Raw genomic sequence first — 20,328 nt, 5'->3', positions numbered from 1 at the left:
GCACCGACGGCCGCGCGGCCCAGCAGGACGGAGAGGAATCACGATGGAACGCCGGGTGACGATCCGTGATGTCGCCGCCCGCGCCGGTGTCTCGGCGGGCGCCGTGTCGCTCGCCCTGAACGACCGGCCGGGAGTGTCGGAGGCCACCCGCCGCCGCATCACCGAGGCCGCCCGGGAGCTCGGCTGGTCGCCGAGCCTCGCGGCCCGGGCGCTGGCCGGCGGCCCGCGGGTGCACACCGTCGGCATGGCGATCACCCGGGAGGCGGTGGGGGTGGGCCTGGACTCCGTCCACATGGCGCTGATCGGCGGCATCGAGAGCGTGCTCGCCGACCGGCCCTGCGCCCTGCTGCTGCACGTCGCCCCCGACCTGGACGCCGAGATCGCGCTGTACCGGCAGTGGTGGCAGTCCGGCCGGGTGAACGGCACCGTGCTGATCGCCGTGTCGGCCGACGATCCCCGGGTCGCCGCGCTGAGCCGGCTCGGCATGCCGGCGGTGGCGCTCGCCCACCCCGCGCTCGCCGGGCCGTTCCCCGCCGTGTGGAGCGACGACGCGGCCGCGACGGCCGAGGCGGTGCGCTACCTGGCGATGCTGGGCCACCGCCGGATCGCCCACGTGTCCGGCCCCGAGACGCTCGGCCGCACCCTGCAGCGGGCCCGGGCGTTCGAGGACACCGCCGCCGAGCTGCGCCTGGACAGCGCCCGCGCCGTCCGTACCGACCTGTCGGCGCACGGCGGCGCGGCGGCCACCCGGAGCCTGCTGGCCTCGGCCGACCGGCCCACCGCGGTGCTCTACGACAACGACGTGATGGCGGTGGCCGGTATCGCGGTGGCCGCCGAGACGGGCCTGCGCGTGCCCGCGGACCTGTCCCTGGTCGCCTGGGACGACTCCGACCTGTGCCGGATCACCCGCCCGGCGCTGTCGGCCCTCAGCCACGACCCGTTCGCCACCGGCGAGCAGGTGGCCCGTTGCCTGCTGGAGCTGCTGGACAACGGGACGGCGCCGTCCCGGACCTCCGGCACGCCGGTGCTGGTGCCGCGCGGCACCACCGGGCCGGCCCCCGCCCCCTGAACCCGTCGGCGGGGAGGCCTCAGGCCGCGGGCGGTGCGGTGCTGCCCCGGGGGGTCAGCCGCGGCGCGAGGTCCTCGTAGCCGGCCGCCCGGCGGTCGGTGACCAGGGCGAGCAGGGTGCGGGCCGCGTTGGCGCCGTAGGCGTGGATGTCACGGGACAGGGCGGTCAGCGGCGGCCGCACCACCTGGGCGAGCGGGGAGTCGTCCCAGGCCACGATCGAGAGGTCGCGCGGCACCTGAAGGCCCATCTCCTGGGCCACCGACAGCCCGGCGACCGCCATGATGTCGTTGTCGTAGAGGACGGCGGTCGGCCGCCCGGCCGAGAGCAGCAGCCGGCGGGTCGCCCGCGCGCCCTCCTCGCCGGTGTAGTCGGTGTGCACGACGGGCTGCGCCTGGAGGCCCAGGTCCGCGCAGGCCTCGGCGAACGCGTGGTCGCGCAGCGAGGTGTGCACCAGGCCGGTCAGGCCCGCCACCCGGGCGACCCGCTGGTGGCCCAGGGCCGCCAGGTACTCCATCGTCTCGCGGACCGCCGCGGCGTCGTCCGACCACACCGGGGTCAGGGTGCCGGCTCCCGAGGGGTGGCCGATGACCACGGTCGGCAGGCCCATCTCCTCCAGGGCCGGGACCCGGGCGTCGTTCTCGCGCAGGTCCACCAGGATCGCCCCGTCGATGTGCCGCTCGCCCCACCAGCGCCGGTAGGCCTCCAGGCCCCGGTCGTGGTCGGGCACCACCTGCAGCGCCAGGGAGTAGGAGGCGTCGGAGAGCACCTTCTCGATCCCGCCGATGAGCTCCATGAAGAAGGGCTCGGTGCCCAGCATCCGGGCCGGCCGGCACAGGGCCAGGCCGACCGCCGCGGCCTTGGCGCCGCTGAGCGCCCGCGCCGCGCTGTTGCGGACGAAGCCGAGCTCCTCGGCGGCGGCGACCACCTTGGCCCGGGTCGCGTCGGAGACGCCGGGCTGCCCGTTCAGGGCGTTGGAGACGGATACCTTCGACACGCCGACGATCTTGGCGATGTCGGCGATGGTGGGCCGCCGCGCGGCAGGACTCTTCTGCTGGGACACCTGATCCACAAAACCCTTCCGAACCGCTTAGGCGCATGTTGCTCCCCTCAAGCTACTACGCCGACCTGCGGGGTGTCCGGCCACCCTGTTACGGCCGCTGTGCAGGCTGGGGAAGAAACGGTTAATCGGGCGTTGACAGGGTCATCCGGCCGCCTCTACCGTTCTCGGTAGTTAATCGGTTAAGCGCCTGGCTGGTCACTGCGGGCACTGCCGGCCGCACTTCCCGGCCGCCCGGGCCAACCCCCCCCGCGGACGCCGGTCACCGGCCCGTCGTGACCCACCCGCCGCACCGGCCGCACCCGGCTCGCTCCGGGCCCCGCAGACGCGGTGCGGACGGACGCCCCAACACCTCCGTCCGCACCGTAGCCCCCATGTCCGGCCGCCGCTGCGCGGCGCCGGCCCGCCGCCCCTCGCGGCCGAGGGCTCGTACCGCCCCCTGGCACCGCCCGGAACAGCACCGCAGCGCGTCCCCGGCCCCGGTGCCGGCGACGCCGGCGGTTCAGGGGCCACCCGCCACCCCACCCTGGGACGCAAGGGACGCGCGTGCGCCACAAGATCGAACCCCGCTCCAGAAGACTCGGGCCGCCGGCGGTCCTGCTCGCCGCCGCACTCGCGGTGACCGGCCTCACCCTGGGCCGGACGCCGGCCTCCGCCGCCGATGCCGGCAGCGCCTTCGCCACCCGCTGCGGCATCCACTTCTGCCTGGACGGCAAGGAGTACTACGTCGCCGGCGCCAACACCTACGACATGTTCACCTACGGCCCCGGGTCCGGTGCGACGGACGCCGAGTACATGGACAAGGCCCGCATCGACGCCCACTTCGCCAACCTGGCGGCGGACAAGGTCGACGTCGTCCGGCTGTGGATGTTCAGCCACGACGACTGGCACGGCTTCGAGAAGAGCAAGGGCGTCTACAACGAGCGCGAGTTCGCCGAGTTCGACTACATCATCGCCTCGGCCAAGGCCCACGGCCTGAAGCTGGTGCCGGTCTTCGAGAACTACTGGGAGGCCTACGGCGGCATCGACAGCCGCCTGCAGTGGGAGGGCCTGTCCGGCGGCCAGCCCGGCCGGGCCGCGTTCTTCGACAAGACCCGCTGCGCCGGCTGCTTCACTTCCTACAAGAACTACGTCGGCTACGCCCTGAACCGCACCAACACCTACACCGGCGTCAAGTACAAGGACGACCCGACCGTCTTCGCCTGGGACCTCATGAACGAGCCCCGCTACGAGAATCAGAGCGCCACGGAGAACGTCGACGGCACCACCCTGCGCGCCTGGGTCGACGAGATGGGCGCCTTCGTCAAGGGCATCGACTCCAAGCACCTGCTGGGCGCCGGTCTGGAGGGCCACGGCACCGCCTACGGATTCGGCGGCGACGAGGGCAACCCCTTCGTCCGCGTCCAGCAGTCGCCGTACCTCGACTACACCTCGGCGCACCCGTACCCGACCGAGGCCTGGGCGAACTTCTCGATCGACCGGACCAAGGCACTGGTCCGCAAGTGGATCAGCGACTCCCACGACGTGGTCGGCAAGCCCTTCTTCATGGGCGAGTTCAACGTCCACAACGTCGACCGCTCCGCCTGGTGGACGGCCCTCTACGCCGACTTCGAGGCGGCCGGCGGTGACGGCAGCGCCTTCTGGTGGTACGAGGACCACAACGTCGACGGGAAGTTCGGCGTCCTGGCCGGGGCGCCCGAACTCTCGGTGTTCCGCGCCCACTCCGACCGGATGCGGGCCAGGAGCGGGCTGGTCGTCCCCACCACGTCGCCGACCGCCACCACGTCGCCGACCGCCACCGCCTCGCCGACGGCCACGGCGTCCCCGACCGCCACGGTCTCCCCGACGCCCACGGCGTCCCCGACCGCCACGGTCCCCCCGACGGCGACCCCCACGTCCACGGGCACCTGCTCCGTCCACTACGGGCTCTCCGACTGGGGGACGTCCTTCAACGGCGACGTCACCGTCAGGAACGCCGGCAGCACCGCAGTCAACGGCTGGCAGCTGGTCTTCTCGTTCCCCGGCGGCCAGAGCATCTCCCAGATGTGGAACGCCCGTTACGCCCAGAGCGGGCGGCAGGTCACCGCGACCAACCCGGCCGACTACAACACCACCGTCGCGGCCGGGTCCTCCGTCAACTTCGGCTTCAGCGGGGCCTCCGTCGCCGGGACCAACGGCGTGCCGCAGAGCTTCACGCTGAACGGCACCACCTGCACCACGTACTGACCGCGAGGCACCGGCCGGCCCGTGACGCGCACCCCGCGTCACCGGCCGGCCGGTCCCGTTCCGGCGCGTGGGGTGCAGGCGCTCCCCGGTCGCCGGTCCCGTCCGGGCGTACCGCAGCACCGCCCCACCCGACGGGGGTGGGAGCGGCGCTGCGGCGGGGGAGGAGCGCCCGTCAGGGGGTGGCGCGGAGCGCGGCCTCGCCCCAGCGGCGGTCGAGGTCGGCGAAGAACGCGGCCGTGCTGCCCGGCTGGGCGCCGCGGGCGATGTCGATCAGCTTCTTCCGGTAGTCGGGCCGGTTGAGGCCGATGCCGGCCAGGCCGTCGATGGCGTCGACCTGGGCGGTGTCGGCCTCGGAGCGGTCGAGGAACTTGACGCCCTTGTCCGCGAAGGGCTTGAGGACGGCAGGCAGCGGTGCCGCGGCGAGGGTGGGGACGGCGCCCTCCCGGGCGGCGGCGCCCGACTTGTCGGTGAACCAGTCGATCCACGCCCGGGCCGCCGCCTTGTTCCCCGAGTGCAGGCTGATCGCCTGCTGGTAGCCGGAGACCACGACGGTGCAGAAGACGCCGTCCTTCTGCACCGGGAAGGGCAGGAAGCCGATCGCGGCCGGGTCGCTGCCGGCCTTGTGGGCGGCGTCCTGCATCTGCGCGACCGCCCAGGACCCGAGCTGCATGGCCGCGACGTCCCCCTTGGCCAGGAGCGTCTTGGACCTCTCCCAGTCGGTGCTCGTGGGATCCTTCTCGGCGAGCCCGCGCGCGACGATGTCGTGGAGCAGGGTGTCGATGACGTTCAGGTCGCTGCCCGCCGACCACGGGGTGTCGCTGACGCTCAGCTCGGCGGTGGCCCGCGGATCGCAGCCGACCGACCCGACGTTGTTCGACCAGCCGGTCAGCGGCCAGGCGTCCTTGTAGTTCGTGTAGTACGGGATCGCGCCGGTGCGGTCCTTGATCCGCTGGAGGTCGGCCAGGAACTCCGCCGGGCTGGCGGGCCATTCGGTGATCCCGGCCCTGGCCCAGACCGCTCTGTTGTAGACGAAGCCGTTGGCGGAGCCCGACTCGGCCATCCCGTACGCCTTGCCCCCGACCGTGGCCCGGTCGGCGAAGCGGTACCGGGAGCCCACGGCGGCGCCCGGACCGAGCGGCGCGAAGTATGCCGGGTAGTCGCTCTGCGGGAGGGAGGCCGGGATCATCAGGACGTCGCCGTACGACTTCGTGCCCAGCCGGCGCCTGACCTCGCCCTCGTAGTCGGTGATGCCCTCGAAGTGGACCCTGACCTTCGGGTGGACGCGTTCGAACTGCGCCGCGTAGCCGTCCAGGACGCCGCCCGCGACCAGGTCGGTCCGCTGCGTCAGCACGGTGATGTCACCGGCGACGGTGTCCGGGTCGGCCGGCGGGTAGGCGAAGTCCACCGCCTTCTTCGTCGAGCTGCAGCCGGTCGCGGCCAGGGCCACGGCTGCGATCGCTGCGACAAGGGACCGTCTGTCCACTGATGTCGGCTCCTTCCAGGTCTGTCCCGGCATGCGCGCGGGTTGCCGGAACTATGCCAGGAGAGAGCCTAACCGGTAAACCACTGTGGTTCACGGCGGGGCAAAATGTTACTCTCCGTTGCACGAGTTGAGGGAATCCGCACGTGAACCGGCCCATTGAGTGCTTTCCGTTGCCCATGCCGGGAGAAGAACCGGTTTATGGACAGACCCTGGCGAGCGGGTTAGCGTTGCACCGCCCACACCCGATCGGGTCGGTCAACGCGAATGGAGCCGCACCATGAAGGACGTCACCCAGCTGGACCAGGGCTGGAGCCTGCACCACGAAGGGGCCCTGCTCCCCGCCCGGGTCCCGGGCAGCGTCCACACCGACCTGCTGGCCGCCGGGCTGATCCCGGACCCGTACCTCGGCACCGACGAGAACGAGGTGGCCTGGGTCGGCCGCCGGGACTGGACCTACAGCACCCGCCTCGCCGGCACCGGCCCGCACGAGCGCACCGACCTCGTCTTCGACGGCCTGGACACCGCCGCCCGGATCACCCTGGGCGCCACCGAGCTGGGCCGCACCCGCAACATGCACCGCAGCTACCGCTTCGACGTCACCGGCCTCGCCGGCGACCTCGCCGTGCACTTCACCAACCCCTATCAGGAGGCCGCCGAGGTCCGCGCGATCACCGGCGAACGCCCGAACGTCTACCCGGAGCCGTTCCAGTACATCCGCAAGATGGCCAGCAGCTTCGGCTGGGACTGGGGCCCCACCCTGCCCACCTCCGGCATCTGGCGCCCCGCCCGCCTGGAGCACTGGTCCACCGCCCGGCTCGCCCAGGTCCGCCCGCTGGTCACCGTCCAGGACGGCACCGGCCGGGTCGAGATCCACCTCACCGTCGAGCGCACCGCCGCCGGCGCCGGACGCCCGCTCACCGCCCGCGCCACCGTCGCCGGCGCCGAGGCCGAGACCGTCCTGGACGGCGACCGGGCCGTGCTGACCCTCGACGTGCCGGACCCGGCCCTGTGGTGGCCCCGCGGCTACGGCGACCAGCCCCTGCACGACCTCGGCCTCACCCTCGCCGACGCCACCGGCCCGCTCGACACCTGGCACCGGCGGATCGGCTTCCGCACCGTCGAGCTCGACACCTCCGCCGACGAGCACGGCACCGGCTTCACCCTGGTCGTCAACGGCGAACGCCTCTTCGCCCGCGGCGTCAACTGGATCCCCGACGACACCCTGGTCACCCGGGTCACCCCCGAGCGCTACCGCACCCGCCTCACCCAGGCCGCCGAGGCCAACATCGACCTGATCCGGATCTGGGGCGGCGGCATCTACGAGGACGAGGCCTTCTACGACGCCTGCGACGAACTCGGCCTGCTGGTCTGGCAGGACTTCCTGTTCGCCTGCGCCGCCTACCCCGAGGAGCAGCCGCTGCGCGGCGAGGTGGAGGCCGAGGCCCGCGAGAACGTCGTCCGGCTGATGCCGCACCCCAGCCTGGTGCTCTGGAACGGCAACAACGAGAACCTCTGGGGCTTCCGCGACTGGGGCTGGGAGCCCGAACTGGCCGGCGACTCCTGGGGCGAGGGCTACTACCTCGGGGTACTGCCGCGCATCGTGGCCGAACTCGACCCCACCCGCGCCTACTCGGCCGGCAGCCCGTGGTCCGGCTCCTGGGACCACCACCCCAACGACCCCGACCACGGCACCCACCACTCGTGGGAGGTCTGGAACCGCCAGGACTACACCGAGTACCGCGCGAACGTCCCCCGCTTCGTCTCCGAGTTCGGCTGGCAGGCGCCGCCCGCCCACGCCACCCTGCTGCGGGCCCTGCCCGGCGAGGACCTCGCCGCCGACTCGCCCGGCATGCTGCACCACCAGAAGGCCGAGGACGGCAACGGCAAGCTGAACCGCGGCGTCGAGCGGCACTTCGCGCCGCCCGGGGACTTCGACCGCTGGCACTACCTCACCCAGGTCGTCCAGGCCCGCGCCATCGCCACCGGCATCGAGCACTGGCGCTCGCACTGGCCGCGCTGCGCCGGCACCGTGGTCTGGCAGCTCAACGACTGCTGGCCGGTCTCCTCCTGGGCCGCGATCGACGGCGACGGCCGGCTCAAGCCGCTCTACCACGAGCTGCGCCGCCTCTACGCCGACCGCCTGCTGACCCTGCAGCCGGGGGCCGACGGCGCCGCGCCCGAGGTCGCCCTGGTCAACCAGGCGGCGGAGCCCTGGCAGAGCGTCGTCACCCTGCGCAGGGTGTCCGCGGACGGCGCCGTCACGGCCGAGTCCGAGGTGCCGGTCACGGTCGCGGCCCGGTCGGTGGTGCGGCTGGCCGTGCCGCAGGCGCTGCGGCCGGTGGAGGGCTCGGCCAAGGAGTTCCTGGTCGCCGACGCGGACGGGCTGCGCGCCCTGCACTTCCCCGTCATCGACCGGGTGTTCGCCTACCAGCAGCCGGAGTTCGAGGTGAGCGTGGAGCCGGTCACCGGCGGCGAGGACGCCGTCGACGTGGTGGTGACCGCCCGCACCCTGCTCCGCGACCTGCTGCTGCAGGCCGACCGCATCGCCCCGGCCGCGGCGGCGGACCGCGGCCTGGTGACCCTGCTGGCGGGCGAGCAGGTCCGGATCCGGGTCACCGGGGCCGGCTCCGTCGACGCGGACGCCGCCCGCGCTGCCCTGTTCTGCGTCGAACCGGCGTGAACGAGCCGGCCTTCGACCCGCGGTAGGGCGGAGCCGCTCGCTCTCGGTACCCCGCCCGGCGGGCGCGGGCGCGGGCGCGGGGGCGGGGGATGGGGACGGGGACGGGGAGGGGATGGGGCGCGGGGGCGGGGCACGAGGGCGGGACGGGCAGCACTTTGCCCCGTCCCGCCCCCGCGCCGTTCCGTCCCGCCCCCGCGCCGTTCCGTCCCACGCCGCAGGCAACTCGCCGTCCGGTGGGCGACCTCCATTAATTAATCGGTTAACAGAATGCCTCGGCCCGCCGTCACGGCGGGCCGTTCCAGCGCTCGGGGCCGGGTCGGGCGTCCGGGCCGGAAGGCCACCGGTGGCCCTGGTCGTGTTCCCCGGCGGGATCGCCGGTCCGAATCTCCGGGTGCGCCACCCTGCCTGGCCTGAACAGGCTTCCACCTGCGAACTCATGAAGCTCCGGCACGGAGTCGCAGCTGCGGCGGGGCTGCCGGCGGGTGCGGTCGGGGGTCCGGGTGTGCGGTCCGGCGCCGCTGGGGCGGCCGCTGGGGTGGCCGCCTAGTCCGCCCGCCGGGGCCGTGGCCGCAGGGATGCCCGATGGATGCTCCGCTTCCGGCGCAGATTAATCGGTTAAGCAAAAGTATTGACCGGCCCCTAACGGCGTGTCAGGATCGCGCTCAGCTCCGGTGCGGACAGACATCCGATGCCCCGCGACGCCTCACCACCTCGTCGCCCGGCCCCTCGCCACCACCCTCGGGCGGGAGGACGCGCCACCGTCCGTCCCGCGGCTCCCCGCACGGCTGGCCCCCGCCGGCGTCGACCGTCGGCCGCAGCCCGTGGGACGACCGCCCGGACAGATCGCACCCCCACATCCCTCCTGAGGAGAATCATGGAAAAGCCGCCGAGCAGCAGGGTGCTCACGGCCGTCGGCGCGGCAGTCGCCGCCGTCCTCGGTCTGCTGGTCTCCGTGTTCGGGCTCACCGCCGGCAGTGCCCAGGCCGTCGCCTCCGGCATCCACGTCAGCAACGGGCGCGTCTACGAGGCCAACGGCAACGAGTTCGTCATGCGCGGGGTCAACCACGCGCACGCCTGGTACCCGAGCCAAACCAGCTCGATCGCCGACATCGCGGCCAAGGGCGCCAACACGGTCCGCATCGTGCTCAGCAACGGCGACCGGTGGACCCGCACGACCACCTCCGAGGTCTCGTCCCTGATCGGCCAGTGCAGGTCGAGCAAGCTCATCTGCGTGCTTGAGGTGCACGACACGACCGGGTACGGCGAGGACGGCGCCGCGACGACCCTCGACCGGGCGGCGCAGTTCTGGATCGACAACAAGAGCGCGTTGGCGGGCCAGGAGAACTACGTCGTCATCAATCTCGGCAACGAGCCCTTCGGCAACACCGACTACAGCGCCTGGACCGGCTCCACCAAGGGCGCGATCAGCAAGCTCCGCAATGCCGGGATCAAGCACGCGCTGATGGCGGACGCCCCGAACTGGGGCCAGGACTGGTCCGGCACGATGCGGAACAACGCCGCCACTGTGCTGGCGTCGGACCCGGACCACAACACCATCTTCTCGATCCACATGTACGGGGTCTACGACACCGCCGCCGAGGTGCAGGACTACCTGAACTACTTCGTCAGCAACCATCTCCCCATCGTGGTCGGCGAGTTCGGCAACATGCACAGCGACGGCAACCCCGACGAGGACGCGATCATGTCCACCGCCACCTCCCTCAAGGTGGGCTACCTCGGCTGGTCCTGGAGCGGCAACGGCAGTGGCGTCGAGTACCTCGACCTGGTCAACGGGTTCGACAAGAACTCGCTGACCAGCTGGGGCAACCGATTCTTCAACGGCAGCAACGGCATCTCCAGCACCTCAAGGACCGCCACCGTCTACGGCAGCACCACCAGCTCTCCCAGCGCGTCGCCCTCCCCGACGTCGACCACGGCGCCGAACGGGTACCCGTACTGCGTGAGTGCCTCGTCCGACCCGGACGGTGACGGCTGGGGCTGGGAGAACAGCCGCTCGTGCGTCGTGCACGGCAGCGCGGCGGACACCACCCCCACGGCGTCGCCCTCCCCGACGTCGACCACGGCGCCGAACGGGTACCCGTACTGCGTGAGTGCCTCGTCCGACCCGGACGGTGACGGCTGGGGCTGGGAGAACAGCCGCTCCTGCGTGGTGCACGGCAGCGCGGCGGACCACTGAGCGACGCCCCTGGCGGCCCGGCCCCGGTGCTCCCCACCCGAACGCGGGTGGGGGGAGCGCCGGGGCCGGCGTTCGCCCGTCACCCCCGCGGCGTCCCCCTGCCCCCTGCCGCGACCACGCCGGAGGTCAGAACCCGACCGCCTCGCGCAGCAGCAGGACGGTGCCGCGCCCGGGCTGCGGTTCGGCGTTGAGGACGAGCAACCGGTTGACGGCGCTGGGCCGCCCGTAGACCGCCTGGGCCCGTACGGTCTCCAGCGGCAGGGCGTGCCGCTCGACCCGGCGCAGTGCGGTGTCCAGGTCGGGCACCAGCTTCTGCGCCCCGACGACCCAGATCGCCCGCGCGGCGCCGCCGGCCGAGGCGGGCAGCTGGCTGCCGCTGCCCGAGGCGATGACCAGCGAGCCGGTCTCGGTGACCGCCGCGACACTGGCGAGCAGCACGTCGGGGGTGGCCACCAGCCGGCGGATCCGGTCGGACTCGGTGGCGCGGTCCATCGCCAGCACACGTGGCCGCAGAGCCCGGTAGCGGCCGCCCGTCTCGATGTCGGCCTCGATGCCGGAGAGCCGGAGCGTCTCGCTGGCCCCGGTGAACACGCCCGCGCCCGCGGGGATCAGTTCCTCGACCCGGGCCCTGGCCGCCGCCGCGTCGTCGAGCAGTTCGGCGGCGAAGCCGTTCGCCCGCAGCGCCTTGATTGCCCGCTCCAGCCGTTCGGCGGACGCTGGTGCCGCGAAGTCGTCGGCCCGGGCGGGCACCGGCGCCGCGAATGCGCCGGCCGCCCCGGTGGCGGCGTCCGCCGTGCCGGCACCCGCTGCCCCGCCGCTGTGCCCGGCCCCGCCGAAGTCGTGCGCCCGGGCGTCGCGGCCGGGCGCCGAGCCGGCCAGCGGGGTGCTGTCGGCGTACCGGATCTCGTAGACCCGCTCGGTGAACCTCCAGCCCTCCGGCGTGCGGCGGTACGTGTCGTGGTAGACCGCGTAGTTGAGGCCCGAGCGGCCGTCGAGCAGACGCGCGACCTCGTGCATGTAGGTGCGACCGGTGGCGGCGTCGCCGTCGATCCGGATCGTGCCCGGGTGGCTGTTCTGCACGAAGAAGTCCCATTGGCTCTGCAGGCGTTCGCCGCCGGTCCGGATCTCGTCGCGGCCGACGAACTCGATCGCGCCGTCGGGCATCCGCAGCGCGCCGTCGAGGGTGAACAGCGCGGCGAGCCGGTCGCGGTCGCGCATCATCGCCGCATCGGTGAACTCGCCGCGCAGCGCGTCGATCCGGACGCGGTCGGCGATCTCCTGGAAGTCGTTCATGCGGAGCTCCCTGTCCTGTGGTGGATGAAGTGCTCGTGTCCACCTGTCCGACAACGCGGCCCCGCCGGATGTGAGGCGGGGTGCCGGCCTCACATTCCGGCGCCCTGCGTTGTCGTAGCAGTGGGAGCGGACGAACGAGGGAGCCGGAGAGCCATGACCACCCCGTCGGAACAGGTAGCGCGGCAGGCGGACGAGCAGCGGGACCAGAGCCTGAGCGCGGTGACGGGCGAGCGGCGACAGCTGCTCAACCTCGCCTACCGGCTGCTCGGGTCGCTGGCCGACGCGGAGGACGTCGTCCAGGAGACCTACGCCCGCTGGTACGTGATGTCCCCGGCGGAGCAGGCGGCCATCGTCTCGCCGGGCGCCTGGCTGACGAAGGTGGCCGGCCGGATCTGCCTGAACCTGCTCGGCTCGGCGCGCGCCCGGCGGGAGGCCTACGTCGGTGCATGGATCCCGGAGCCGCTGCCCGCACCGGCCGGGTGGACCGCCGGGGCGGGCGGTGGGGCCGGCGTGGATCCGGCCGACCGGATCACCCTCGACGAGTCGGTGACGATGGCCTTCCTGGTGGTGTTCGAGGCGATGACCCCGGCCGAGCGGGTCGCGTTCGTGCTGCACGACGTCTTCCGCTACCCCTTCGCCGAGGTGGCCGAGATCGTGGGCCGCAGCCCGGCGGCCTGCCGTCAGCTGGCGTCCTCGGCCCGCCGCCGCGCCGCCGCCGCGCGGGCCGGGGCGAGCCCGGACGCGGCCCGGCGGGCGAGCGTCGTGCGGCGGTTCAGGACGGCCTGGGAGGCGCAGGACATCGAGGCCCTGGTCGCCCTGCTCGACCCGGGCGCCACCGCGCTCGCCGACGGTGGCGGCCGGGCCGTCGCCCACCTGCTGCCGATCGAGGGTGCTGAGCGGATCGCCCGCCTCTACCTGACGATCGCCCGGTTCTCGCCGCCCCGGACGATCTCCGAGCGCACGGTCAACGGGCAGCCGGGCCTGGTGGCCGAGTCCGAGGGGCGGGTCGAGACGGTGTTCGCCTTCGAGGTCGCCGACGACGACCGGATCACCCACATCTGGGCCGTGCGCAACCCGGAGAAGCTCCGCCCGTGGCGGCCGGCCTGACCGTCCCGCAGCAACAGCAACAGCAACAGCAACAGCAGCGGGAGCAACAGCGGGCCGGCTGCCTCACCGGCCCCCTGCTGCACCGGCCCCCTGCCTCACAGCGGGGTGAGGATGTCCTGGTGCGCACCGTCGAGGACGAAGCCGTTGTCCAGCCGGACCCGGACGGTCACCCGGTTCCCCCGCTCCTGGTAGGCCGTCCACTCCGGCTCCAGCGCGGCGACCTGTTCCTCCAGCCGCTCGCGGCTCGCCACCGGCATGGTGTGCCCGTAGTCCTCGAAGAGCGCCTTGAGCCGCTGGTACTCGCGGACCTCCGTGCTCTGCGGGAGCTCCCCGTCCACCCGCTCGACGGTGCCCTCGGTGCCGGCGGCCAGCGAGAGGAACCCGACCACCGCCATGGGCTCCCCGCCGACCGCCTCGCCGATCCCGAGGTCCTCGGCCAACCTGACGCGCCGGCCTTCCTCCAGGGTCATCCGTTCGCTGCCTCTCCGTCGATCCGTGCCGCCGGCCGGCCGGCCTGCGGGCCCGGCCATTATCCGCCGGGCGCGCCACGGCGCCGGTACGGCTTGGACGAGGTGCGCGCCCGGCCCGGACGATGCGCGCCGGGCGGGCCGGCGCGGTCGCCGGCGTCCGGGGTGCGAGCCGCCCGGGGAGGGGCCGCCGGGCAACACCCGGCGCGGTCCGGAAGGTCCCGCCCGGCGCCCGGGTGCCCGCACCGGGAGGCCCCGGACGCTTTGGGCCCGGGGCCTCGCGACGCGGCTGATCGGGGGCTCAGGCCGCTGTGGTGCTGCCTTCACCGTAGGACGGCCGCCGGGCGGCCGCGCGCTCGCACACCCATCGGAGGTGTGCCCGGGGGATCGGCCGGCCGGCCCCGGTCACACCGCCGCGCCGCCGCGGCTCACCGGCCGTCCGGCTCGCGCCGTCCCGGCCCCGTCCGTGCGGCCGGTCTTGGCCGCCGGGGCCGGACGGACTCAGTGCTCGGCCGGCGGCCGCGGCCGGCCGGCCCGGCGTTGCAGCCACCACCTGAGCAGCAGCAGCCCCAGGCACAGCACGCCGGCCCCGGCGAAGAGGTAGGTCCAGGGGCCCGGGTGCCGGAGCCCGCGGGTCAGCACCGCGGCGAAGGACGCCGCGGCGAGGACCAGCAGGCTGAAGTTCTCCCACCCGGTCGAACCGCTGGCCGCGGCCACCTTCAGGTCGAACGCGGCTCGCGCCTCCCGCGCGAACCGTTCCCGCTCGGTGGCCATGACGTAGCTCTCCTCGATGTAGTTCATCTCCTCCGGAGGGCCGGCGACCGGACGGCGTTCGCGCCGGAAGCGGAGAGTCAGCCGAGGCCGCATGCCGCACCACCTTCCTATCCGGCCAGGGCCAGGGTTGCTCCGAGAAGTCCGGCGAGGGACTTCATGAGGTCGACGTGCACGACGGTGAGGTCCGTCCCGCCCGGTGCGTCGACGGCGAGGACCCCGATCTTTTTTCCGCCGGCCACCACCGGGACCGCGATGACCGAGCGGTACTTGGCGCTGAACTGATCGACCTTGCTCACGAGGCCGGTGACCTGCCCGACGTGATACTGCGCGCCGTTGTCCAGGATGTCGTGCAGGAAGTGGCTGCCCGCCGCTCCGTCGATCACCGGACGCGGCCCGGGCGGCGCCCCCGCCCAGTCGACGAGGGTGAACTCGTGCCTGCCGCGGTCGGTGAGCCGGTAGAACGCGCATCGCGCGGTCGGGAGGTGCGTGCCGGGGTCGGGCTCGGTGGTCAGCACGGAGGCGCCGACGAGCACGGACCGCAGGATCACCGCGGACTCCGCCGCCCGCGTGCCGGCCAGCCCCGCCGGGACCGGCGCCCCGGTGGCGGCGTACGCCTCGGCATGCTCCTCCGCGAGCTTTCCCAGCGCTGTCGCGAGCGGCGCCAGCGTCGAGTGGTAGGAGAGTGCCAGCGCGCCGGCCAACCGGCCGGCCTCCCGGCGGGCATGCTCCTTCTCCCGCTCGTTGAGGGCCGTTTCGGAGGCCGCTACCAGCACCACGGCCACCGCGAGGACGGCGCCTGTCCAGAGGTACTTCTCATGGTTCTTCACCTCGTGGTCGCCGGCCCAGATCGAGGCCACGAACACGCCCGAGGCGAGGAGGCTGGACCCCACCAGCAGCAGGAGTTTGAGCCAGTATCTGCGGAACCAGTCCATCCCACCCCATCACATCGCTGTCACCGCTTCGTCGTTGCCCGCGCCCCGGGCGGGCCCGGACCCCGACGTCCTGACAGACGGACGGCACCGCCGCCCGGTTCCCGCCCGGTTCCCGCCCGGTTCCCGCCCGGTTCCCGCCCGGTTCCCGGCCGGCTGCCGCGACCCGCCCGGACGCCCGGACACGTGAGCGGACGGTGGGACGGGCGGGAGGACGGACGGGCGGCAGTGCCGGGGGCCGGCGCCCCGTCAGCCGGACGAGCCGAGCTGACCGCGCACCCAGGCCGGATCGGGGTTGACGTGTGCCCGGCCCGCCACCACCACGGTCGGCACGGTCTCGTCACCGCCGTTGGCCATCCGCACCACCGCGGCCCCGGCCGGATCGCGCCAGATGTCGACCCAGTGCACCCGACGGGCGTCGCGGCCCAACCGGAACCGCAGGCGCAGACAGTACTTGCAGCCGGCCCGCCAGTAGACGACCGGGCGGCCGTCGACGGCGCTTCGACGTTCGGCCTCGGCGGCCCCGACCGGCCGGGGGAACGCCAACGGCGAGTGCAACCCCGCGAGCAGGACGAACGCCGACAGCAGCGCGGCGGCCGCCACGTGGGCCTCCTGGACGGCGAGCAGGGCCGCCACCAGGGAGCCGAGGGCCAGCAGGGACAGGGGCAGGATCCAGGCACGCACCATAGTGGTCGGCAGGCTACCGGTCGTGCGGCCGGCCCGGCCGGGCGGGCCCCGAAGGATCGCCGGCCGCCGTGGTGCGCACCCCCTCCGCCGCCCGGGTCGCGGCCGGGTGACGGCCTGTCGTGTCATCACCGCGGATCGGGGCCGCGGCCCGCGATACTGGCCGTGCCAGATACGTTGTGACCGAAGGATTGAGATGGCGGAAGAGCTGTACGCGACGCTGAAGACCAACCGGGGCGACATCGTGATCCGGTTGCTGCCGAACCATGCCCCGAAGACGGTGCGCAACTTCGTGGAGCTGGCGAGCGGCGACCGTCAGTGGGTCGACCCCAACACCGGGCAGCCGACCACCGCACCGCTGTACGACGGCACGGTGTTCCACCGGGTCATCGAGGGCTTCATGATCCAGGGCGGCGACCCGCTGGGCAACGGGACCGGCGGGCCCGGGTACAAGTTCGCCGACGAGTTCCACCCGGACCTGGCGTTCACCAAGCCGTACCTGCTGGCCAGCGCCAACGCCGGGCCGGGCACCAACGGGTCCCAGTTCTTCATCACCGTGTCGCCCACCACGTGGCTGACCGGCAAGCACACCATCTTCGGCGAGGTCGCCGACGACGCCAGCAAGGTGGTCGTCGACGCCATCGCGACGACGGAGACCAACCCCCGCAACGACCGCCCGGTGCAGGACGCGGTCATCGAGAAGGTCGTCGTCGAGACCCGCTGACCTGCCCGGCAGCAGCCCCGCTCGCGGGCTTCGCCCACCACGGGCCGCGCCGCGCCGGGCCTGCCTCGGCGCAGCCGGTCCGCTGCTGCCCCGCACCGGCCCGGTGCGGGGCAGAACCACGAGCCGCAGCAAGGCCGTTGACGGTCGGGCCGCGCTTGCGGGACGGTCAGGCCGCCGGGTCGGGACGGCGGATCGCCTGGACGATCCGCGCCGCCCAGTCGGCGGGGCGTTCGTGGCCCAGCAGGGTGGCGAGGCGGTGCATGCGGGCGCCGCGTTCGGCGGGGCCGAGGGCGAGGGCCTCGGCGAGGACGGTGGTGAGGTCGTCGGGGGACCGCGGGTCGGTGAGCAGGGCCGCGTCGCCGAGTTCGGCGGCGGCCCCGGCGTGGCGGGAGAGCACCAGGACACCGGCCCCGCGCGTCCGGCGGGAGGAGGGGAGTGCGGCCTGGGCGGCGATGAACTCCTTGGCCGTCAGGTTCATCCCGTCCTGCAGCGAAGTCACCCAGAGCACGTCGGCGGCCAGGTACTCGTCGACCACCTCGGCGAAGGAGAGACTGCGGGGGAGGTAGTCCACCGGGCGCCAGTCCGCCTGCTGCCAGGCCTCGTTGACCTCGGCGACCCGCCGTTCGAGCAGGGCGCGGGTGGAGTCGTAGGCGGTGAGACCGGGCTCCGGCGGCGGGCAGACCAGCCGGAAGGTCAGCCGCCCGCGCAGGTCCGGCCGCTGCGCCAGCAGCCGGGCGACGGCCTCGACCTTCTGCACCGGGGCCTTGGCGTAGTCGAGGCGTTCGACGGCCAGCACCAGATGTCCGGCCGGTGATCGCGGTGGCGGCGTCCGGGCGCGGACCAGGGCCTCGATGGCGGGGCGGTCGACGCCGAGCGGGCGGACCTGGACGCGGGGCGCGCGGGGCAGGCCGGCCAGGGCCTGGCGGAAGTGCTCGGCGAACCTGGCGGTGTGGAATCCGGCCCAGTCCAAGTGGGCCAGGGAGGAGCGCAGTTCGGCGGCGACCGGCAGGGCGGCGAAGATGTCCGGGGGAGGGAACGGCGTGTGGTGGAAGAGCCCGGTGTGCAGGTCGGGCCGGGCCGTGCGCAGCAGGCCCGGGACCAGCCACAGGTTGTAGTCGTGCAGCCAGACCGTCGCTCCGGGGGCGGCCAGCGCGCCGATGCGCTCGGCGAACCGGGCGTTGACGCTGCGGTACGCGGCCCAGGCGCGGTCGTCGAAAACCGAGCGGTCCGGCTCGGACATCAGGGCGGGCCAGAGGGTTTCCTTGCAGGCGCGGTGGAAGTAACCGGTCCATTCGGCGGTGGTGAGCGGGACGAGGGACAGTGGCGGCCCGGCGGGCGGTACACGGCCGGCCTCGGGGTGCTCGCCGGGCAGGGCGGTGACCCAGACACCCGGCAGTCCGTCGCCGAAGGCGCTGGTGAGGGTGGGCAGGATGCCGTTGGGGCTGGTGGGCGGCCGCCAGCTCCCGCCGGTCCAGCGCAGGGGCGGGCGGTGGTACCCGATCACGAGCGAGTGCCGCTGCGCCGCCGGATCCTGGGCCGGGGTGCGGGCCGGGGTGCGGGCCTGGACGTGGGCCCGGGCCGGGGTGACCCAGCCCAGCGCCCGGAGCGCCGCCAGGATGCCGCCCGCGCCCCGCCGGTGCGCGCGGTGGATCAGGGGAGTGCCGGCCGTCGCCGCGAGCAGGGCGGGTTCGGCCCCGGCGACGATCACCCCGTGGGTACCGAGCCGGAACAGTGACAGGTCGTTGAGCGAGTCCCCGGCGACCAGGATCTCCTCGTCCGGCCAGCCCTGCTTGGCGGCCAGGGCCCGCAGGGCGCCGCCCTTGGAGGCGGCCGCCGGCAGGACGTCGAAGTAGCGGTCCGCGGAGTAGGTCCAGCCGCAGCCGAGGGCCTCGACGGCCTCGGTCAGCCCGGCGGTGAGGTGCTCGGGAGCCAGGTGGTAGGAGCAGCGGCCGTCCTGGACCACGCCCCGCTGGTAGCCGAGACCGGGGAAGCGGCGTAACGCGGCCCGTACGCGGTCCGGGCCCGGCCAGCCGGCGCGCAGCTGTTCCTGCAGCGGTTCGACGGTGGACAGGTCGGCGCCGTCGAGGACGGTGGCGCCGACGTCCGCGATGACCCACCGCGGCGCGGGGACGAGCGGATCGCGCAGGACGTCCAGGATCGAGCTTCTGCCGCGGCCGGTGGCGAAGACCACGGTCACTTCGGGATGCCGGGCCAGCGCGTCCCGCAGTCGACCCCGGTCCGCCGGGCCGCCGCCGAGTAAGGTGCCGTCCAGATCGGTGACCAGAATTCTCGACATCCGACGGACGCTAACACGATCACTCAGCGCCGTGAAGTGTGCACCTCATCGTCACCGTCCGGGGTGCCGGGGGTCAGGCCGGCGGTACCGGCCGGGGGGCGAGGTCCCCGGCGCGCAGGGCCGACCCGGAGCCCGGGCCGGTGGTCGCCGCGGCGCCGCAGGCCGCCGCGGCGGTGAGGCAGGCGGGCAACTCCCAGCCGGCGAGCAGCCCGTGGACGAAGCCGGCGTTGAAGCAGTCGCCCGCCGCGGTGGTGTCCACCACCCGCACGGCCACGGCGGGGACGTCATGGCGCTTGCCGTCCCGGACGGCGACGGCTCCGTCCGGCCCCCGCTTGACCACCAGTGTCGGGACCAGTGCGGCGAGTTCGGCGATCGCCTGGTCCAGATCGGCGGCGCCGGTCAGCCGCAGGGCCTCGGAGGCGTTCGGCGTGAGGACGTCCACCCGGGCGAGGATCCGGCGCACCCCGGGGTCGTCCAGGGTGGCGGGTGAGTCGTGGCAGTCCATCACCACCAGCGCCCCCAGCTGCCCGGCGGCCTCGGCCGCCGCCAGCACCTCGGGGTCCCAGCGCAGTTGGGGCAGCATCAGGACCCGGGGCCGGTGCCTGCGCAGCAGCGGGACGAGCGCCGTGGGGGCGACCGGGTCCTGGTAGCTGACCATGGCCCGGTCGCCGGCGGTGGACAGGGCGACGGTCAGGCTCCGTACCGGGAAGGGGTGGTGGCGGAACGCGGTCTCGTCCAGGCCCTCCGTCCGGGCGGCCGCCAGCACCTCGCCGCTGAACACGTCCGTGCCGAAGTCCGCGCTCCACAGCACCTCGTGCCCGAGCCGGTGCATCGCCATGGCCAGCGTGTACGCGCCACCGGGCACCAGTGCGAACCCCTCGGCGAACACCTCGCCGCCCGGCCGCACCGGCCGCGGCAGTCCGTGGAACACCAGATCCGCGAAGTACGCCCCTGCCACCAGCACTTCGCACCGGCGTGGGCTGCCGTTCGTCTCCATCCGACGAGGATACGAGCGTGGCCGGCGACGCCGCGTCCGTTCCGTCCGGCCGGGGCCGTGGCGGCCCCGCCGAAGATCCGCCCGCCCCCGGGTGACCGCCGGCCGGGCCGGGCGCGCCACCCACGGCACTGCCGGCGCGACGCGGACCGCCCGCCACCGGCACGGTGCCGGTGGCGGGCGGTCGCGGAGGCGCGGCGCCGGGTCAGGGACGCCGGGTCTGGGACGAACCGGCGGCCCGGGGGTCAGGCGGGGAGGCCGATGCGGCGTTCGCCGTTGCGGCGTTGCTGGATGACGACGGCGACGACGAGGAGGGCGCCCTGGGCGACGTTCTGCCAGAAGGCGTTG

General features: G+C 73.9%; 15 protein-coding genes. 6 read left to right on the top strand and 9 right to left on the bottom strand.

Annotated elements, in window-relative coordinates; all coding sequences use genetic code 11:
• Positions 1 to 43 precede the first annotated feature (43 nt).
• Positions 44 to 1,069, top strand: a complete 1,026-nt coding sequence (locus tag IE329_RS26210; RefSeq protein ID WP_190213447.1) for a LacI family DNA-binding transcriptional regulator — start codon at positions 44 to 46, stop codon at positions 1,067 to 1,069.
• Between the two features lie 19 nt (positions 1,070 to 1,088).
• Here the strand turns inward: IE329_RS26210 and IE329_RS26205 are convergent, their stop codons facing one another.
• Entirely contained in the window at positions 1,089 to 2,129 is a 1,041-nt protein-coding gene (locus IE329_RS26205; RefSeq protein WP_190213446.1) for a LacI family DNA-binding transcriptional regulator, read from the bottom strand.
• Positions 2,130 to 2,672: 543 nt separating this feature from the next.
• Here IE329_RS26205 and IE329_RS26200 point away from each other — a divergent pair.
• On the top strand, positions 2,673 to 4,352 hold the full coding sequence (locus IE329_RS26200) for a cellulose binding domain-containing protein (RefSeq protein WP_190213445.1): 1,680 nt from the start codon (positions 2,673 to 2,675) through the stop codon (positions 4,350 to 4,352).
• Positions 4,353 to 4,524: 172 nt separating this feature from the next.
• Here IE329_RS26200 and IE329_RS26195 read toward each other — a convergent pair whose 3' ends face one another.
• Complete coding sequence (locus IE329_RS26195) at positions 4,525 to 5,835, bottom strand: ABC transporter substrate-binding protein (protein WP_229927769.1); 1,311 nt, start codon at positions 5,833 to 5,835, stop codon at positions 4,525 to 4,527.
• A 277-nt stretch (positions 5,836 to 6,112) separates the two neighbouring features.
• Between IE329_RS26195 and IE329_RS26190 the strand changes: the two genes are divergently transcribed.
• Both IE329_RS26190 and IE329_RS26185 read left to right on the top strand, forming a co-directional pair.
• Positions 6,113 to 8,515 carry a glycoside hydrolase family 2 protein gene (locus tag IE329_RS26190; RefSeq protein ID WP_190213443.1) on the top strand — a complete coding sequence of 801 codons (2,403 nt, stop codon included), beginning with the start codon at positions 6,113 to 6,115 and terminating at the stop codon, positions 8,513 to 8,515.
• Positions 8,516 to 9,389: 874 nt separating this feature from the next.
• Positions 9,390 to 10,712: a cellulase family glycosylhydrolase gene (locus IE329_RS26185; RefSeq protein ID WP_190213442.1), complete on the top strand. Its 1,323-nt coding sequence runs from the start codon at positions 9,390 to 9,392 to the stop codon at positions 10,710 to 10,712.
• A 126-nt stretch (positions 10,713 to 10,838) separates the two neighbouring features.
• Here the strand turns inward: IE329_RS26185 and IE329_RS26180 are convergent, their stop codons facing one another.
• Positions 10,839 to 12,005, bottom strand: a complete 1,167-nt coding sequence (locus tag IE329_RS26180) for an LUD domain-containing protein (RefSeq protein ID WP_190213441.1) — start codon at positions 12,003 to 12,005, stop codon at positions 10,839 to 10,841.
• Positions 12,006 to 12,158: 153 nt separating this feature from the next.
• On the opposite strand from IE329_RS26180, the gene sigJ reads away from it, so the two are divergent.
• A complete protein-coding gene (gene sigJ / locus IE329_RS26175) occupies positions 12,159 to 13,112 on the top strand; it encodes an RNA polymerase sigma factor SigJ (protein ID WP_190213440.1) in 954 nt (317 codons plus the stop codon).
• A 95-nt stretch (positions 13,113 to 13,207) separates the two neighbouring features.
• Here sigJ and IE329_RS26170 read toward each other — a convergent pair whose 3' ends face one another.
• From IE329_RS26170 to IE329_RS26155, 4 genes are all read right to left on the bottom strand, one after another.
• Positions 13,208 to 13,582, bottom strand: a complete 375-nt coding sequence (locus IE329_RS26170; RefSeq protein WP_190213439.1) for a hypothetical protein — start codon at positions 13,580 to 13,582, stop codon at positions 13,208 to 13,210.
• Between the two features lie 498 nt (positions 13,583 to 14,080).
• Entirely contained in the window at positions 14,081 to 14,380 is a 300-nt protein-coding gene (locus tag IE329_RS26165; RefSeq protein WP_190213438.1) for a hypothetical protein, read from the bottom strand.
• A gap of 80 nt (positions 14,381 to 14,460) precedes the next feature.
• Positions 14,461 to 15,285 (bottom strand): GAF domain-containing protein, encoded by an 825-nt coding sequence (locus IE329_RS26160; RefSeq protein ID WP_190213437.1) that lies wholly within the window; start codon positions 15,283 to 15,285, stop codon positions 14,461 to 14,463.
• 246 nt (positions 15,286 to 15,531) lie between these two features.
• The gene (locus IE329_RS26155; RefSeq protein WP_190213436.1) at positions 15,532 to 15,969 is read right to left on the bottom strand and encodes a glutaredoxin domain-containing protein; all 438 of its coding nucleotides are present in this window, start codon (positions 15,967 to 15,969) and stop codon (positions 15,532 to 15,534) included.
• A gap of 193 nt (positions 15,970 to 16,162) precedes the next feature.
• Between IE329_RS26155 and IE329_RS26150 the strand changes: the two genes are divergently transcribed.
• Positions 16,163 to 16,690: a peptidylprolyl isomerase gene (locus tag IE329_RS26150; RefSeq protein ID WP_190213435.1), complete on the top strand. Its 528-nt coding sequence runs from the start codon at positions 16,163 to 16,165 to the stop codon at positions 16,688 to 16,690.
• 166 nt (positions 16,691 to 16,856) lie between these two features.
• Here IE329_RS26150 and IE329_RS26145 read toward each other — a convergent pair whose 3' ends face one another.
• Complete coding sequence (locus IE329_RS26145) at positions 16,857 to 18,986, bottom strand: trehalose-6-phosphate synthase (RefSeq protein ID WP_190213434.1); 2,130 nt, start codon at positions 18,984 to 18,986, stop codon at positions 16,857 to 16,859.
• 73 nt (positions 18,987 to 19,059) lie between these two features.
• On the bottom strand, positions 19,060 to 19,983 hold the full coding sequence (locus tag IE329_RS26140) for a carbohydrate kinase family protein (RefSeq protein WP_229927768.1): 924 nt from the start codon (positions 19,981 to 19,983) through the stop codon (positions 19,060 to 19,062).
• Positions 19,984 to 20,328 lie beyond the last annotated feature (345 nt).

It is taken from the genome of Kitasatospora indigofera, assembly GCF_014655955.1.
In the GTDB taxonomy this organism is placed as follows: Bacteria; Actinomycetota; Actinomycetes; order Streptomycetales; family Streptomycetaceae; genus Kitasatospora; species Kitasatospora indigofera.
Note: the sequence above shows the minus strand (reverse complement) of the source record. Positions and strands in the feature narration are given on the sequence as shown.

Bases quoted from the DNA above. Each gene is read 5' to 3' on its own strand.
- IE329_RS26140 (WP_229927768.1), bottom strand. From the start codon at position 19,983: ATGGAGACGAACGGCAGCCCACGCCGGTGCGAAGTGCTGGTGGCAGGG.
- IE329_RS26190 (WP_190213443.1), top strand. From the start codon at position 6,113: ATGAAGGACGTCACCCAGCTGGACCAGGGCTGGAGCCTGCACCACGAA.
- IE329_RS26145 (WP_190213434.1), bottom strand. From the start codon at position 18,986: ATGTCGAGAATTCTGGTCACCGATCTGGACGGCACCTTACTCGGCGGC.
- sigJ (WP_190213440.1), top strand. From the start codon at position 12,159: ATGACCACCCCGTCGGAACAGGTAGCGCGGCAGGCGGACGAGCAGCGG.
- IE329_RS26150 (WP_190213435.1), top strand. From the start codon at position 16,163: ATGGCGGAAGAGCTGTACGCGACGCTGAAGACCAACCGGGGCGACATC.
- IE329_RS26210 (WP_190213447.1), top strand. From the start codon at position 44: ATGGAACGCCGGGTGACGATCCGTGATGTCGCCGCCCGCGCCGGTGTC.
- IE329_RS26160 (WP_190213437.1), bottom strand. From the start codon at position 15,285: ATGGACTGGTTCCGCAGATACTGGCTCAAACTCCTGCTGCTGGTGGGG.
- IE329_RS26185 (WP_190213442.1), top strand. From the start codon at position 9,390: ATGGAAAAGCCGCCGAGCAGCAGGGTGCTCACGGCCGTCGGCGCGGCA.
- IE329_RS26155 (WP_190213436.1), bottom strand. From the start codon at position 15,969: ATGGTGCGTGCCTGGATCCTGCCCCTGTCCCTGCTGGCCCTCGGCTCC.
- IE329_RS26165 (WP_190213438.1), bottom strand. From the start codon at position 14,380: ATGAACTACATCGAGGAGAGCTACGTCATGGCCACCGAGCGGGAACGG.
- IE329_RS26170 (WP_190213439.1), bottom strand. From the start codon at position 13,582: ATGACCCTGGAGGAAGGCCGGCGCGTCAGGTTGGCCGAGGACCTCGGG.
- IE329_RS26180 (WP_190213441.1), bottom strand. From the start codon at position 12,005: ATGAACGACTTCCAGGAGATCGCCGACCGCGTCCGGATCGACGCGCTG.